12 protein-coding genes and 2 pseudogenes are annotated in these 16,216 nt (G+C 68.3%); 7 read left to right on the top strand and 7 right to left on the bottom strand.

The window, feature by feature from the left end; all coding sequences use genetic code 11:
• Positions 1-229: hypothetical protein (locus KBI5_RS27395; RefSeq protein WP_206745268.1), on the bottom strand; the 229-nt coding region annotated here is incomplete at its 3' end.
• A 701-nt stretch (positions 230-930) separates the two neighbouring features.
• Between KBI5_RS27395 and KBI5_RS28090 the strand changes: the two are divergent.
• Positions 931-1,176: pseudogene (locus KBI5_RS28090) on the top strand (DDE-type integrase/transposase/recombinase); the annotation flags it as partial.
• Between the two features lie 40 nt (positions 1,177-1,216).
• Here KBI5_RS28090 and KBI5_RS20420 read toward each other — a convergent pair.
• Positions 1,217-2,737, bottom strand: a complete 1,521-nt coding sequence (locus KBI5_RS20420) for a DHA2 family efflux MFS transporter permease subunit (protein WP_083494811.1) — start codon at positions 2,735-2,737, stop codon at positions 1,217-1,219.
• A 156-nt stretch (positions 2,738-2,893) separates the two neighbouring features.
• On the opposite strand from KBI5_RS20420, the gene KBI5_RS20415 reads away from it, so the two are divergent.
• On the top strand, positions 2,894-3,298 hold the full coding sequence (locus KBI5_RS20415; protein ID WP_011436436.1) for a helix-turn-helix domain-containing protein: 405 nt from the start codon (positions 2,894-2,896) through the stop codon (positions 3,296-3,298).
• Positions 3,299-3,634: 336 nt separating this feature from the next.
• Here the strand turns inward: KBI5_RS20415 and KBI5_RS20410 are convergent, their stop codons facing one another.
• Positions 3,635-3,961 (bottom strand): putative quinol monooxygenase, encoded by a 327-nt coding sequence (locus tag KBI5_RS20410; RefSeq protein ID WP_011436437.1) that lies wholly within the window; start codon positions 3,959-3,961, stop codon positions 3,635-3,637.
• Between the two features lie 394 nt (positions 3,962-4,355).
• Between KBI5_RS20410 and KBI5_RS20405 the strand changes: the two genes are divergently transcribed.
• Complete coding sequence (locus tag KBI5_RS20405; RefSeq protein ID WP_241883045.1) at positions 4,356-7,151, top strand: FAD-binding and (Fe-S)-binding domain-containing protein; 2,796 nt, start codon at positions 4,356-4,358, stop codon at positions 7,149-7,151.
• A 74-nt stretch (positions 7,152-7,225) separates the two neighbouring features.
• On the opposite strand, the gene KBI5_RS20400 is transcribed toward KBI5_RS20405, so the two are convergent.
• Both KBI5_RS20400 and ctaD read right to left on the bottom strand, forming a co-directional pair.
• Positions 7,226-7,975 carry a GntR family transcriptional regulator gene (locus tag KBI5_RS20400; RefSeq protein ID WP_198030997.1) on the bottom strand — a complete coding sequence of 250 codons (750 nt, stop codon included), beginning with the start codon at positions 7,973-7,975 and terminating at the stop codon, positions 7,226-7,228.
• Between the two features lie 209 nt (positions 7,976-8,184).
• Positions 8,185-9,900, bottom strand: coding sequence for a cytochrome c oxidase subunit I (gene ctaD / locus KBI5_RS20395; protein WP_085016152.1), 1,716 nt, complete (start codon positions 9,898-9,900; stop codon positions 8,185-8,187).
• 709 nt (positions 9,901-10,609) lie between these two features.
• Between ctaD and KBI5_RS20385 the strand changes: the two genes are divergently transcribed.
• The 3 genes and pseudogenes from KBI5_RS20385 to KBI5_RS28850 all read left to right on the top strand — a co-directional run.
• Positions 10,610-11,170 (top strand): hypothetical protein, encoded by a 561-nt coding sequence (locus KBI5_RS20385; protein WP_011436442.1) that lies wholly within the window; start codon positions 10,610-10,612, stop codon positions 11,168-11,170.
• A 310-nt stretch (positions 11,171-11,480) separates the two neighbouring features.
• Positions 11,481-12,449: a helix-turn-helix domain-containing protein gene (locus KBI5_RS20380; protein ID WP_160172397.1), complete on the top strand. Its 969-nt coding sequence runs from the start codon at positions 11,481-11,483 to the stop codon at positions 12,447-12,449.
• Between the two features lie 163 nt (positions 12,450-12,612).
• Positions 12,613-12,858: pseudogene (locus KBI5_RS28850) on the top strand (PEP/pyruvate-binding domain-containing protein); the annotation flags it as partial.
• Positions 12,859-13,137: 279 nt separating this feature from the next.
• Here KBI5_RS28850 and KBI5_RS20370 read toward each other — a convergent pair.
• Complete coding sequence (locus KBI5_RS20370) at positions 13,138-14,709, bottom strand: DHA2 family efflux MFS transporter permease subunit (protein ID WP_085016151.1); 1,572 nt, start codon at positions 14,707-14,709, stop codon at positions 13,138-13,140.
• Between the two features lie 175 nt (positions 14,710-14,884).
• Here KBI5_RS20370 and KBI5_RS20365 point away from each other — a divergent pair, with 175 nt between their 5' ends.
• A complete protein-coding gene (locus KBI5_RS20365) occupies positions 14,885-15,442 on the top strand; it encodes a MarR family transcriptional regulator (RefSeq protein ID WP_035732334.1) in 558 nt (185 codons plus the stop codon).
• A 196-nt stretch (positions 15,443-15,638) separates the two neighbouring features.
• Here the strand turns inward: KBI5_RS20365 and KBI5_RS20360 are convergent.
• Positions 15,639-16,216, bottom strand: a 578-nt coding sequence (locus KBI5_RS20360) for an aminotransferase class I/II-fold pyridoxal phosphate-dependent enzyme (RefSeq protein WP_116289972.1), incomplete at its 5' end; no start/stop codon positions are given.

The raw sequence follows: 16,216 nt of genomic DNA, 5'->3' as shown, positions 1-16,216 counted from the left end.
GACTCAAATTCTCATACGAAAGGGTGGCGGCCACGCCGCCCTGGCTGCTCTTGATCACTTGTTGGCTCCCGCGACCCCAGTCGGCCGCCGCGACACCGATCGCCCCAGTTCCGCGTGCGCGCGTAGTTGATATCGATTTCAGGATCAACCTTCCGTAAACAGAAATGACCGGCACGCGTCTCGCTATGGTCGACCAGTTTTCGATCATCTGCGACTCGATCGACGCCAAGACCAGGATCGACGAAGGTGGATGAAGTGAACGATAGGCAAAATCAAGATCTGTTAATTAAGTGGCACTAGCGGAGGTCTGCGGTCCAAATTTCCCTCTTGCTCCACAATGGGGAGCCTACACCCAGCCTTCATGAACTCTCAAGCCCTTTGGCTGAAGGTGCGGAAATTTGTTGGCAAGCAGTCCGGGCGGTCGCGGTAGGGACCGTCCTTGCCCTCTCTGTCGGGGTTGAGTGAGACACCCTCGTGGGTGTGAGCTGGCTACGGAGGGCGTGATCGGAGATCCATGATGTTCATGGAGCCTGAGTCGCAGGAGGCTCCGGCCGGGTCACCGCAGGCGCGGGACCCGGCGCCGCGTCCGTCGCGGCGGGTGTTCAGCACGGCGTACAAGCTGCGGATCGTCGCGGAGTACGAGAACGCCCCGCACGGCGAGAAGGGTGCGATCCTGCGCCGGGAGGGTTTGTTCTCCTCGCATGTGGTGGAGCGGACCCGGGCACGTGACGCGGGGGCGCTGGGAAGAGCAGGCGTCCCGGCCCGCGCTCCGGGGAAGAATCCGGGGAAGTCGGCGGAACAGATCGAGTTGGAGCGTCTGCGCCGCGAGAACGAACGGTTGAAAGCGAAACTTGCGACGGCAGAAACCGCGCTGGCTTTTATGGGAAAAGCACGCGCTCTCTCTTGCGGCAGGTCTCCGAGAGAGCGGACTCCGAGTACCGGATCGTCCGGGCGGCGGGGCAGACCAGGGAACGCCGTGCGCAGGCGACCCACCCGCCGCGGGTCCGCCCCGAGCTGTCCGCGACCGGACCGTCACAGGTCTGGTCGCGGGATATCACCGCGTTGAAAGGACCCGAGAAAGGCGTCTGGTACCGGCTGTACGTCATCATCGATATCTACTCCCGGTATGTGACCGGCTGGCTTGTCGCTGCCGCCGAGGACGCGGTGGTCGCGAAGGATTTCCTTCTACCCCGTCCCCGACGGCTGGCCCCGGCGGTTACTGTCCCGCGGCCGGCACCCCCGCCGGCTGCGTCGGGTCGTCGGTCTCGGCTGGGTGGGTGTCGGCGGTCCGTGCGCTGTCGGCGGCCCGCGACTGGCCGGGCGGGCGCAGGACGAACAGGGCGACGAGGACGGCCGCGGCGACCAGGGCCGCGCTCACCGCGTAGGCGAGGTGGAACCCGCCGGTGAGGGCGGTGGTGGTGCTCCTGCCGTGGTCGAGCAGCGAGTCGGTGCGGGAGGCGGCAAGGGTGGCCAGGATCGCGGTGCCGAGCGCGGCGCCGATCTGCTGGGTGGTGTTGGCCACCCCGGATGCGACGCCGGCCTCGGCGGGGTCGGAGACCGCCATCGCCTGGCCGATCAGTGCGGGCATCGCCGCGCCGAAACCGATACCCAGCAGGACGAACACCGGGGCGATGTCGCTCGCGTAGCTGCCGTCAGCCGGTAGCCGGGCCAACAGTAGGAGCGCCGCGGCGACCAGCAGCAGCCCGACGACGATCACCGGCCTGGGGCCGAACCGGGTGTTCAGCGGCGACGCGAGGCCCAGCGAGACGGCCGCGATGGTTAGCGGGGCCGGCAGGAACGCCAGCCCGGTGCGCAGCGCGTTGTAGCCGAGCACGTCCTGCAGGTACAGGGCGGTGCAGAACTGGTAGCCGAACAGGCCGGCCACCATCAGGGTCAGGATGATGTTCGCTCCCCCGACCGCGCGGGAGCGGAAGATGCGCAGCGGCAGCAGTGGCTTGGCCGCTCTGGCCTGGCGGCCCACGAAGGCGGCGAGCAGGAGCAGCGAGGCGGCGAGCGACCCCAGCGTCCCGCCGTCGCTCCAGCCGTCCGCCCCGCCCCGGACGACGGTGTAGACGCCGAGCATCAGCCCGGCGGTCACCAGCCCGGCGCCGAGAACGTCCGCGCTCTCGCGCAGCCCGAGCCCGGCGATCGGGGGCAGCACCCACAGGGCGAGCACCACCGCGAGGACACCCAGCGGCACGTTGACGTAGAAGACCCACGGCCAGCTGAGACTCTTGGTCAGCACGCCGCCGAGGATGAGCCCGATCGATGAGCCGGCCGCGGCGACGAAGGCGTAGCAGGCCAGTGCCTTGGCCCGCTCCCGGCTGTCAGGGAAGATCGTGACTATCATGCCGAGTGCCACCGCGGAGGCCAGCGCCCCCCCGGCGCCCTGCAGGAAGCGGAACGTGATCAGGAGGCCGCCGGTGTTGGCCAGGCCGCAGGCCAGCGAGGCTGCCGTGAACAGGCCGAGCCCCCCGATGAAGACGGGCCGGCCGCCCAGCAGGTCACCCAGCCGCCCGGACAGCAGCAGCAGGCCAGCAAAGGCGATCAGGTATCCGTTCACAACCCAGGCCAGGTTCGCCTGGGAGAAGCCGAGGTCCTGCTGGATGGTCGGCAGCGCGACCGTAACGATCGAGCTGTCCAGGATGGCCATCAGGTTGCTGGTGCAGAGCACCCCGAGGGCGAGCCAGCGGGACGGGAGCGCCGGGGGCGGGGCCGGGGGAGTTGAGTCGGTCAACAGTCTTCCTTGACGTCGAGGAGGCCGGACGGRCCGCGGCGGCGGGCCGGTCGCGGCCGCCAGCCAGGTGCGGCGGTTCCAGCCGCCGCATGGGGCATGCCTTGTTACGGAAGCCATCATGTGTGACTGTGGGAGTGGCCGGAAGGAGGCACTTTCATGTTTCAGGGGAACAGCGATGTGATCGACTCCCCCGGCCACGAGGCCGAGGCCTGCACCGTCTTGGAGGTGCTGAACCGGATCAGTGGCAAGTGGGCCATCGGCATCCTGCTGCGGATCAGCGACGGACCGGTCCGGTTCACCGAGCTGCAGCGGTCGATCAGCGGCATCAGCCGGCGGATGCTCACCCTCACACTGCGTAACCTGGAACGTGATGGGCTGCTGACGCGGGTCGTCTACCCCACGGTGCCGCCGAAGGTCGAGTACCAGGCCACCGATATGGCCCGGGAGCTGTATGCCACGCTGCGGACACTCACATCGTGGGCCGAACGGCACCGCGACGACATCGCCGTGGCCCGCGCGGCCTACGACCGCAACCACGGCCCCCAGGGTGGGGTCGAGTAGAGCACCCTGGAGGCCATGATGCGAAGATGCATCCGAGTATGACGTTGGGTGACTGTCGCTGGGCTGGAGCGATCCCGTCCGGATGCCAGTCCTGGAACAGGGCAGCCCGTACACCATGCGCCAGTGCCCGTACTGGGCGGGAACGTCCCGCTACGGTGCCCCGGTCCGCGTCCGCCACCGAATTCCGTCGATCAACTGCCGGCGTGTCCACGTCGGCGGCTGACCCGGTCTCTTCCTCATGCCGATACGCCGGACCACGGGAATAGCGGCGTCTGGTTGGATGTCACGGAGGTTTCCGACCGGGGCTCCGCCTGTCGTCGCCGGCGGCCCGACCGATCAGTCGGACACAGCGAGTTCGCCGAGCTCCGACCAGTCGTCCTGCTCCAGAACCGTGTTCACGATGCGCGGCGTCTCGGCGAGGTACTTCGGCAGTGTCTGCCGGGCGGCCCTGAAGTGGTCGGACTGGACGTGCGCGGCTCCGGCGTCGCCATCCTGGAATGCCTCGACCAGTACGTACTCGGTCGGGCTCTCAATGTTGCGGGACCAGTCGAACCATTTGCAGCCCGGCTCAGCGCGGGTCGCCTCGGTGAACGCCCGTGAGATCTCCGGCCACTGGTCGGCATACTCCGGCTTGATCCGGAACTTGGCGGTGATAAAGATCATTATAGACCCTTTCCGAGCTCATGGCTCTTGCTGTGGGCGACGGACCGCCTGGGGTACCGAGCTCCAATGACTGTCTCCACACCATCGACGACGGGTGGCCCCCACGCTCGGCACCTCGCCCATGGTCGTAGCAGTCACAGCCGCCACGGGCAGTCTCGATTTGAGAAATTTCGGGGCCTGCCGCGGGTTCGTGATCAGGGCTCGATGCGCTGGGTGGCAGGGACGCTGGGTGGCAGGGACGCCGTAGGGCAGCCGAGGTGTCACGACGCAGTGTGGGCGAATGTATACTTGTCAGACTTTCCTTGTCCGGGGAGGGCAGGCAATGAGTCTTGAGGGGCGTCCCACCGGCGCGGAGGTAGCGGGGAGCCGCGGCGGACCTGGCCAGGGGCCGGCCGTGGCAGGCAGCCCGGTCCTGCGCTACGCGATGGCGCGGGATGCGTCGCACTATCACCTGGTGCCCTCCGCGGTGGAACGTGTTGCCGGCGTGGGCGATGTGGCGGGGCTGTTTGCGAGATGCCGGCGGAGTGGTTCGTACCTGACGTTCCGCTCGGGCGGAACGAGCCTCAGCGGCCAGGGCGTCACCGACGGGATCCTGGTCGACGTGCGACACGGTTTTCAGTCGGCCGAGGTGCTCGACGGTGGTCACCGTTTGCGCGCCGAGCCTGGCGTGACCGTCCGTGCGGCCAACGCGCGGCTGCGTCCGTACGGGCGGAAGCTCGGCCCCGACCCAGCGAGTGAGGTCGCCTGCACCCTGGGTGGAGTCATTGCCAATAATTCCAGCGGAATGGCCTGCGGCACCGGGCAGAACGCCTACCAGACGCTTGAGGCGATGACCGTGGTGCTACCCAGCGGATCCGTGATTGACACCGGTGCGCCGGACGCGGATGAACGGCTGCGCGCGCTGGAACCCGATCTGTATGCGGGCTTGCTGCGGCTCCGCGAGCGGATCTGCCGCAACCCGGCGTCCGTGGCGACGCTGCGTCGGCAGTTCTCAATGAAGAACACGATGGGCTACAGTCTCAACTCGTTTCTCGACTACGAGCGTCCCGTCGAGATCCTGGCCCATCTGATGGTCGGTAGCGAAGGCACGCTCGGGTTCGTCGCCTCGGCCACGTTCCGGACGGTGGAGCTCTTTCCCCACGCCTCGACCGGCTTGGCGGTGTTTCGTGACCTCGCCACCGCGACCGCCGCGTTGCCCGAGCTGGTCGACGTGGGGTTCGCGACGATCGAACTGATGGACGCTCGGTCCCTTGCCGTTGCGCAGACCCTCGGCGCGACACCGGCTGAGATCGGCTCGCTGGAGGTGCGTGACCATGTTGCGCTCCTGGTGGAGCTGCAGGCAGCGACCACCGAGGAGCTTGCCGACAAGGTGTCCGGGGCCGGCGGCGTGTGCGATGGGCTCGAGATCGAGTCGCCCCTGGAGTTGACCTCGGACCCGTGGCGCCGAAAGGACCTGTGGCATGTGCGCAAGGGTCTCTATACGGCCGTCGCGGGAGCGCGCCAGGCGGGGACCACGGCGTTGCTGGAGGATGTGGCGGTTCCGGTGCCGCACCTGCGGGCAGCGTGCCAGGAACTCACGAAGCTGTTCGACGCGCACGGCTATCAGAACAGTGTCATCTTCGGCCATGCCAAGGACGGCAATATCCATTTTATGCTCACCGAGACCTTCCGGGATCCCGCGCGGTTGGAACGCTACCACGCATTCACCGAGAAAATGGTTGAGCTGGTGCTCGAGCACAAGGGGACGCTCAAGGCGGAGCATGGCACCGGCCGGATCATGGCGGGGTATGTCCGTCGCCAGTACGGCGATGAACTGTATGACGTCATGACGGAGGTGAAGCGGCTGTTCGACCCGCTGGGAATCCTCAACCCGGGGGTCGTGCTGTCCGACGATCCTCGCTCCTATCTGCGCAATCTCAAGGATGTGCCGACGGTCGGCTACGRCGCGGACATGTGCGTGGAGTGCGGGTACTGCGAACCGGTCTGCCCGAGCCGGACGCTGACCCTGACTCCTCGGCAGCGGATCGCCCTGCTGCGGGAGCGTGAGGCCGCGCGGCGGGAGGGAGACGAGGGGCTCGCCGATGAGCTGTCCGCGGCCTACCGCTATGACGTGGTAGACACCTGCGCGGTCGACGGTATGTGCCAGACCGCTTGCCCTGTGCAGATCAACACCGGATCACTCGTGCGAGAGCTGCGCGCCGAGAGGGTGAACAAGGCCGAGGACGCGCTGTGGCGCTCGGCGGCCCGCCACTGGGGGGCGACCACCACACTGGCTGGGAAGGCGCTTTCTGCCGCCGCCGCACTGCCGCCGACGTTGCCGACAGCCGCGGCCTCCCTGGCCCGCAGAACGTTGGGCACCGACAGGATGCCTCAGTATGACGCCTCGCTGCCCCGCGGTGGGTACCGGCGCCGGGCGGTCGCGGCTGCCGCAGAGGCGTGCGCCGTGTACTTCCCGGCGTGCGTCGGGGCCATGTTCGGCTCGTCGTCATCCAGCGGCGGGGTCATGCCCGCGATGCTGACGCTGTGCGCGCGTGCCGGGGTAGCGGTACGGGTACCCAGGGGTATCGCGTCGATGTGTTGCGGTATGCCGTGGAAGTCGAAGGGTCTCAGGGGTGGCCACGAGGTCATCGGGGCCAAGGTCCTGCCGGCGCTGCTCGCGGCGACTGACGGCGGCCGCCTGCCGGTCGTGTGCGACGCGGCGTCATGTACAGAAGGTCTGGAGGAGCTTCGCGCCGAGGCAAAGCGGCTTGGCGGCGCCTACGAGGCACTTCGTTTCGTGGACGCGCTCGAATTCGTGCGCGCCGAAGTCGTGGGCCGCCTCTCGGTGACCCGCCGGGTGGCGTCCCTGGTACTGCACCCTACGTGCTCGACCGAGCGGCGGGGCACCACGACTTTACTCAGGGAACTCGCCGAGCTGGTCAGCGACGAGGTGGTCGTGCCGCTGGACTGGAATTGCTGCGCGTTCGCCGGTGATCGCGGACTTCTGCATCCCGAGCTGACTGCGGCGGCGACGCTGAACGAGGCACGTGAGGTCAACTCCCGCGCCTTCGAGGTGCATGCGTCGGCCAACCGGACCTGCGAGATCGGAATGTCACGCGCAACGGGGCGCGAATACGTCCACATTGTCGAGGCGCTGGAGTACGCGACTCGCCCGATCCGTGATTCTGCCCATCCAGGCGGTGCCGGCTGAGAACGTGACGTGTCGGAGAACGCCGATCGACGACTTCCCGTGACCTTGATGGATGCGCGACCCGAGCGAACGTGTCACCCGCGCGCCGTCGCGGCTTCGTACGCGAAGTCCGCCTCCGGGCCCGGTTCGGCGCCGAAAGCGCCCGCGAGTCTCTCTCGCGCGCGGGAGAGGTGTTTGTGGAGTAAGATCGTTGCCGCGTCCTGATCGCCGGTCACGATCAGCTCAAGCAGGCGAGCGTGCTCGCCGTAGATTGATTCCGCGCTCAGCAGCGCCCGACCCTGCACCTGCGACATGCACAGCCGGACTTCACCGGCGAGTTTGTGGTACATGCCGCTGATGCGGGGGCTGGACATCGAGTCGACGAGGCTGATGTGAAACCGCATGTCGGGCTCGACGATCGCGATCTGAGGGCCATTGATCACCGACTTGATCTCGTCATTGGCCATCTGGGCCTGCGCGGGAACGCGGCGGGCCGCGGCGAGCAGCCGGAGTGGCTCGCGCTCGAGGCAGTAGCGCGTGTTGTAGATGTCGCGAACGTCGTCCGGGCCGAGCTCGGGGACCCGGGCGACCTTGTGACTGCCGCGGACAAGGAGACCGGCCGCGACCAGCTTCTCGATTGCCGCCTTCGCGGTCGGGCGAGCGACATCGTACTGGGTGGCGACGCCTACTTCGGTCAGCGCCTGGTTGCTGCCGATAGTGCCGCTGAACAGCTCGGTGCGAAGATTTTCGACCACCGCGTCTATGAGCGATACCGGCTGTACAGGGCGGCGCATCACCCAGTCACCTTCCAGTACATGCGAGTCAGGCGGGTTGGTGACCCTCATGGAATCAACACGAGCTAGCCGAGATTACAACCGTCGGTCGTCGTAGCCCCGCGCGGTCTCGACCTCGGTGGGCGCACCTCACGGCGGGCCGCATCGGCCAGCAGCGCCGTGAACCGGACCAACCCATGAGGGCCGGGGCCTGTCAGGGCTGAACCGCCCCGGGCTCTTGAGAGCCCGGGGCGGTTCACCCGCCCACGTGAGCCGCGTTCTCAGGTATTCAGCTCCGGGGTGTCGTGGGTCGGGGTGAGCTCGGGGGTGGCGTGGTAGTCGACCGCGCCGGCCGCCTGCGGGTAGTGCAGGTCGAAGGCGGGCCGCTCGGAGCAGATCCGCGGTAGCGAGGTGAAGTTGTGCCGCGGCGGTGGGCAGGACGTCGCCCATTCCAGCGAGTTGCCGWAGCCCCACGGGTCGTCCACCGTCACGATCCGACCCTTCCGGTACGACCACCACAGGTTGTACAGCAGCGGCAGGGTCGACAGCGCAAGCAGGGAGCTRCCAGCGGTGGCGATGGTGTTCAGCGTGGTGAAGCCGTCGTCCGGGCCGTAGTCGGCGTATCGGCGCGGCATGCCCTTGACGCCGAGCCAGTGATCCACCAGGAAGGTCAGGTGGAAGCCGAAGAACATCGTCCAGAAGTGCACCTTCGCGAGCCGCTCGTTCAACATCCGGCCGGTGACCTTCGGGAACCAGAAGTACACCCCGCCGAAGCCGGCGAACAACAGGCCGGCGACGACGTAGTGGAAGTGGCCGACGACGAAGTAGCTGTCCGAGACGTGGAAGTCGATCGGCGGGCTGGCCAGCAGGACACCGGTCAGACCACCGAACAGGAACGTCACCAGGAAGCCGACGGCGAACAACATCGGCGCCTCGAAGGTGAGCTGTCCGCGCCACATCGTGCCAATCCAGTTGAAGAACTTGACCCCGGTTGGCACCGCGATCAGGAACGTCAGGAAAGCGAAGAACGGCAGCAGCGCCGCGCCGGTGACGTACATGTGATGCGCCCACACGGCGATCGCCAACGCCCCGATGCCGATGGTCGCGTAGACCAGTCCCTTGTAGCCGAACAACGGCTTGCGGGAGAACACCGGGATGATCTCCGTTATCATCCCGAAGAAGGGCAGGGCGATGATGTACACCTCGGGATGCCCGAAGAACCAGAACAGGTGTTGCCAGAGGACTGCGCCGCCGTTACCCGGGTCGAAGATGTGCGCGCCGAACCGGCGGTCGAACTCCAGGGCGAGCAGCGCGGCCGCGAGCACCGGGAAGGCGACCAGAACCAGGATCGAGGTCACCAGCAGGTTCCAGCAGAAGATCGGCAGCCGGAACATCGTCATGCCGGGCGCCCGCAGGCAAAGGATTGTCGTGATGAAGTTGACCGCGCCCAGGATGGTACCCAGACCGGAGACGGTCAGACCCAGCACCCACAGGTCACTGCCGATGCCCGGCGAGTAGGCAGCGTTCGACAGCGGCGTATAGGCGAACCAGCCGAAGGAGGCGGCGCCGTTCGGCGTAAGGAAGCCCGCGGTGACCGTCAGGCTGCCGAACAGGAACAGCCAGAACGACAACGCGTTCAGCCGTGGAAAGGCCACGTCAGGCGAGCCGATCTGCAGCGGGATCAGGTAGTTCGCGAACGCGAACGCGATCGGCGTCGCGAACATCAGCAGCATCAGCGTGCCGTGCATCGTGAACACCTGATTGTACTGCTCGTTCGACAGGTACTGCAGGCCCGGTCGGGCGAGCTCGGCCCGGATGAGCATCGCCAGGATTCCAGCGAACGCGAAGAATACCAGCGAGGTCATGAAGTACAGCAGCGCGATGTCCTTGTGCGACGTCGTCCGCAGGTACTGCGCCAGGGTTTTCACAACCCTGGGCGGGAGCTCGCCCGCCGGCGGGTCCGTGTGCCCGGCCGGCCTATCGTGCACAAGTGTCACATTCCGCTCCCGATGGTGTTGCCGCTGCCAGCGGTGGTGCGCGCGGCCCCGGCGTCGGGTGTCACGACCGCCGCCGGGCAGCCAACAGTGAATGTGTCATTACCGTCGGCGCGGACGGGTCCGCCGAATAGACGGCCCCACGCCGCGCGGCTCGGCGCACCGGCCGAGGAACCTGCCGGCACTAGTCACGTTATCCGCGCATCGGCCGCCGCGGCCCGGTCTGACGTCCTACATCCAGAGGCACTCCGGCACCCGGAGCGGGCGCAGAACGTCCTGCCCAGGCGGGTCCACCATTGGTGGAATCACCTTCTCGGCCGAGGCCGCCGCCACAGCGAAGGCCGCCCTGGCCACCAGTATGAGCGGCCGGGGCATCGCGTTCGGCATCCCGGTGGATCTCCCCGAGCTCCGTGCGCCACTCGTCGAGGTAGCGCAGGCCTCCGGGAAAGCCTCAGCCCGAAGCCGGCGGAGGTGAATCCCCGCCTGGTACCTGCGGTCCGCGTCGCGCAGGAAGGCGGTCCACCCAGTGGACCGACGCCTTACGCGACGCAGATCGCGAGCGTACTTTTGGGCGACGGGCTCTCGCGCGAACACCGCGAACACCGCGAACACCGCAACGTCGCGAACACCGCAACGTCGCATTCCCCAATGGCCGGGCCCCGAACATTCCCATCACCACAGTCCAACATTCCCGCTATCACAGGAGGAAGACATGTCCCTCGTCAGACGGATCCTCGTCATGCTGCTCGCGACGGCGGCAGCGGCGATCACCGTGGCCGGGCTCGGAACCACCGCCGCGTCCGCGGCCCCCGCCTGCAACCCGAAGCTGGCACCCTACGGACTCATCGGCGCACGCTGGAACCAGCTCGGCGGCCCCCGCAGTTACCTGGCCTGTCCGACCAGCGGCGAGCGCGACGTCTACTTCACCAACGGTGAATGGGCTGGCCGGCGGCAGAGGTTTCAGGGTGGGGAAATCACCTGGTCTCCCCGACAGGGGAAGCGGATGGTGATCACTGCGTGGGAGGCGAACGGTTACGCCCACGTGAGTTGGGGGCCCACCGACCCGTACCACTACGACAAGTTCATCGTCCGCTGGACCGCGTACGGCAACACCTGGCAGCGGGACGTGACCGGAGGGACATCCGGGCAGTTCCGCGTCGTGAGTGAGACCAACGGCGGCTACCAGTTCCTCATTGAGGGCTGTGACAACGGCGGCATCGGCGGGTCGAAGTGCCGCCAGGGCTGGACCCTGCCCACAGCCACCCGCCGTTAGCCACCGCAGGCCGCTGCCGGGCCGCGTGTCCGCGCCCATTGCCGTGTCCGCGCCCATTGCCGTGTCCGCGCCCATACAAACACCTGTGCTTCGATTGATGTCCTCCGGGTATCCGTCGACTTTGCTTGATGATCGAACGCGAAACTGCTCGGGCACTCCCGCCGGACGTCGGCTTCACGACATCGGGGAGCCGCATGAAGTCGTGAGACCAGCCGATCAAGTCTGGATAAAATCCGACGGAAGGCGAGGTTTTCCTCACTCAGGCAGCTACGTCATCGGGGGTGACCGGATGTCCGGATCCGGCGGACTGGTGGCGCGAACGCGCTCGCGTGGACCTGACGAGTGCACGGCCGAGGGGGCCCATGACCGGGCCCAGGACCGGACCAACTCGGCTGGTTCACCACAGGCGGCAGGTTCCGCCGAGCCCGCCGAGCATAGTGCGGCACCGCGCGCCGCTGCCGCTCGCGGGCCGGCGGCGCCCCGGGGACGCGGGGTACTCGAAGGCGCCTTCGACATTCTCGACGCTCTGTCCTGGTTCGACTCCGTCGGCCTGTCGGAACTCGCCAGGACCGCCGGGCTGCCCAAGACGACGGTACATCGGCTGGTCGAGCAGATGTGCGCGCTCGGGGTAGTCGATCGGGACAGCGGCGGCTACCGGATCGGCTCCGGCCTGCGCCGGCTGGCAGCCCCGGACCGTTCCCTGCACCGGCTGGCACGGATCGCCCGAGACCCGGTCGCCTCGCTCAGCGCGGCCACCCGTACGGCGATCGCCTTGGTCGTCCTGCGGGAGAGGCGGCTGGTGCTGGCCACCAGCGCCGCTGGGGACCGTGGGATCGACCTGCGGGGCAGCACGAGTTCGCTACGGCTCGACACCGCCGCCGGCCAGATGCTGCTTGCCTGCCAGCCGGAGCTGGTGCCGCCGCCCTCGATGTCCGAGCGGGAGTGGAAGCGGGCCCGTGCTGTCATCCGGCGCGAGGAGGCGGCGTTCGACCAGCAGGATCTTGTGGATGGGATCTGCTGCGTGTCGGTGCCGGTGCGTAGCCGTGACGGGGTTGTGGTGGCCGCGCTCACCGCCTTGGTAGTGGCCCAGCGCATCCCCGCCGGCCTGGTCGGGCGGATCCGGCACGCCGCGGGGCGGCTTGGCGGACGCCTCACCGGTCCGTTGGAGGGGCGTCCGCTTCCGTGTGGCGCGACTGACGACAAGCGGGCACGAGGCCGGCTGGTCCTGGTCGAGGACCGGTCGGACGTCCCCGGCGGGCAGGGACCGGGCGTAGCCTAGACTCGGACAGGTTCGGTAACCAGGGCTCCGGCAAAGTTGCTGGTTAGCAACTGAAGTTCATGATTGTCTGTAGGGGTCGTTCGGGGCGGCTGGCGTGGTGGCGGAGCGCCTGGGGGCGGGACCGTCACCGGCCAGCCCCCCGCTGTCCGGCGTGCAACCAGCCATCGAAGGGATCGCCATCCCGGGCGATCTCGCGGCGGCGATCATCCGCGCGCTCGCCCAGCTCGGCGGGCAAGCCGCGTATGCCGTCCGGTCCAGTGCGACGGCAGAGGACCTGCCGTCGGCCTCCTTCGCCGGCCAACAGGACACGTACCTGAACGTCGTGGGGCCGGCGGCGATCCTCCAGCACGTCAGCCGGTGCTGGGCCTCGCTGTTCACCGAGYGGGCCGTGACCTACCGCCAGCGCAACGTTGCCGGCCCCGAGGTCTTCGCGCTCGACGAACTGGGCAAGATCACCCTTGCCGCCCACGGTGACCATCGCACCGCCGTCACCGACAACAGCGCCGGCATGTTCGCCGCCGCCTCGGGCGACGCCCTCATCGCCAAGGACGGCGCCGCCATCGCCAGGACCACCTATCGAGAGTGGCTCGCGCGCTGACTCGGCCGGGGCGTGCACGACATCCGTCGTGTGGGACCCGGCCGGAATCCTTGTAGATTCACGTGGTCGACGACCGGCGTTTCCGGCGGGCTACTCCACCACCGCTACCGGTTCGCGCTGCGGGGCCGCCGGCTGGGCGTTCGCGGGGCCGTGCGCCACGGTGGCAGCGGGGCGGCCGGGGAGGAAGAGGCTGGCGACGAAGCCGACGGCGGTCAGGGCGACGACCCACCAGAACGTCACGCCGAACGCCTCGGCGACCTTGTCGGCGACAGGGCCGGGAAGCTTCACCCCCGCCGACTCGGCGAGCGCACCCTCGCCACCGACGCCCGGCAGCCGGCTGGCGATGGCGTGCTGCAGTTCGACGGCGACCAGCGCGGTGGCCAGCGACCCGCCGACCCGCTGCAGGATGTTCAGCGTCGTGGTCGCGCGCGGCACCGCCGCCTGCCCGAGCGTCGCATAGGCGGCGCCCATCGCGGGCATCATCGTCGCCCCGAAGCCCAGACCGCGYACGAACAGCGAGAACGCCAGCAGCACCTCATTGGTGTGCGCGTCGACCTGGGTGAACAGCAGCGTGCCGAGCAGGGCGAGGACCATGCCGAGCGGGACGACCGACCGGGCGCCGCGGCGGTCGGAGACCCGTCCCGCGATCGCCATGGAGATCATTGCGCCCAGTCCCTGTGGCGCCATGAGCAGGCCGGCGTCACTGGCGCTCTGCCCGCGCGCGACCTGGTAGTAGAGCGGAAGCAGGAACATCGCACCGAACAGCATGGCGCCGATCACGAAGGTCGTGACGCTCGCGATGYTGAACACCCGGTCGCCGAACAGCCGCATGTCGAGCAGGGCGCCGTCGCGGCGCAGGGCGTGCACGACGAAGCCGGCCAGCAGCACTACGCCGACGGCGATGCTGACCTGCACCTTCGCAGCCCCGAAGCCGCCGCCGTTGCCCGCCTCGGACAGGCCGTAGACGAGCGCCGCCAGCCCCGGCGAGATCAGCGCCAGGCCGGGCAGGTCGAGCCGGTGGTGCGCCGAGCCGCGGTCATCGCGTGGCAGCACCCGCCAGGACAGGAACAGGGCGAGCACGCCGATCGGCACGTTCACGTAGAAGATCCAGCGCCAGCTGAGGTGGTCGACGATCAGTCCGCCGATGACCGGGCCGAGCACCGGCGCGATGAGCATCGGGACGCCGATGATGCTCATGACCCGGCCGATCCGCTGCGGGCCCGCGGCCTGGGCGAGCAGGGTCATRCAGATCGGCATGATCATGCCGCCGCCGAGGCCCTGCAGGACCCGGAAGGCGATCAGCGTCCCTGCCGACCAGGCGAGGCCGCACAGGGCACTGCCGGCGACGAACAGCGCCAGCGAGATGTTCCACATCCGCGTCGCGCCGAACCGCTCGACCGACCAGCCGGCCAGCGGGATCACGACGGCCAGCGCCAGCAGATAACCGGTGGTGACCCAGGAGATCGTGGACAGCGACGTGTGGAACTCGTTACCGAGCGCGTGGATGGCGACCGAGACGATCGTCGTGTCGAGGATCACCATGATCGCGCCGAGCATCACTGTGGCGGACAGTCGGATCAGCGCCGGGTCCAGCTTGGCGGCCGAGGCGGGCCCGGGCGCGGYGGTGGCGGGCGGCGAGGCCGCGTTGGGTTGGTCAGGCACGTTGATCTCCGTGGCAAAGGCGGCAGACGCCGGGGGCGGTCGGTCGCGTTCGGACCTGCGGCGACCGGACGGGACAAAGCTGGTCGCCGCCCAGCATCCGACGCTCGTTGAGTTGTGTCAAATATATCGTCGTGACAACGAGACGTTCGCGGCGGCTTGCCGATACGATCGACGCATGATCGAAGCCGCTCGGGAGGCCGCCGGGGAGGCGACTGCCCGAGATGCGACCGCCCGGGACGCGGGCACTCGCGAGGCGGGCACTCGCGAGGCGACAGCTCGCGAGGCGTGGCGCGCCATGCTGGCGCTGACCTTCAGCGGCGAGGCGCCCAGCCGGATGCACACCGTCTGCCAGGCGTTTGATCTCACGCCGGCCGCTTTGAAGATCCTTCTGGTGCTGTCGGGGGGCCCGCGCCCGATGCGCGAGCTCGTCGAGATGTTCCGCCACGACCCGAGCTACCTGACCAGCGTCGTCGACCTGCTCGAGCGCCGCGGCGTCGCCCGGCGCGAGCCGCACCCGACCGACCGGCGGGCCAAGACGGTCGCGATGACCGAGGAGGGCCGACGCGTTCTGGCCCAGGCCCAGGAGATGCTGTCCGTTCCCCCGGCGTCGCTGCAGGTGCTCTCGCCGGATGAGCAGCAGCAGCTGCTGCGCCTGCTCATCCGCGTCGTCGACGCGGAGCCCACTATTCCCACGGCGCTGCGCCCGCGTCCCGTCACGTCCCCATCTGACTGATCGGTTACGCTTCTGCTCCTACTGACCGAGTGACCCCGTCTTCGCTGTCCACAAAAGCGGGATCGTTCCACTGGCGGCGGCGGTCGCCTCGTCGGCAGCGGCCTGGGTGACCGGGCTGGTGAGATGGCTGGGCATGATCTGAGAGATCATCGTGCCGCCGCCGTGGCCGGCCCGCGGACGACCGAGCAGCGCTGGTTCAGAACTCGTACTTCTGCTTGAGCTCGGCGAGCGTGTCGAGGAAGCCGTCCAGGTGTTCGTCGGACAGCCGGTTGTTCACCATCAGCCGGATCACGGTCTGGTTCTTGTTCACCGCCGGGTAGCCGAACATCGGTACCAGATACCCGCGATCGAGGAAGTCCTGCCGGACGCGTACGGCGGTGTGGTTCGAGCCCACCGAGATCGATGTGACGTAGGTCGGCGTGGCGTTGATGGTGCAGCCGATCCCGAGCAGTCGCTCCCGCAGCCGGTCGACTCGGTCGAGGTAGCGTTCCATCACGGACGGGTCTTGTCTCATCCGGCGCAGCACATGGACGATGGCGCCGGCGGTCGGCGGCTGAATGTTGGTGGTGAACACCGACGTGCCCGACAGGAAGCGGAACGCATCAAGAGCGTCGGCCGGTCCCGCGAGGGCGCCACCGCCCAAGCCGATGGACTTGCCGAACGACACCATCAGGAAAGTCGCCCGGCGCAGCTCCTCGTATTCAGCGGCGAACCGGTGGCCGCCGTTGCCGTAGACCATGAAGCCGTTCGCGTCGTCGACGAAGCTGACCGCGC

The organism is Frankia sp. KB5, assembly GCF_002099325.1.
In the GTDB taxonomy this organism is placed as follows: Bacteria; Actinomycetota; Actinomycetes; order Frankiales; family Frankiaceae; genus Frankia; species Frankia casuarinae.
Note: the sequence above shows the minus strand (reverse complement) of the source record. Positions and strands in the feature narration are given on the sequence as shown.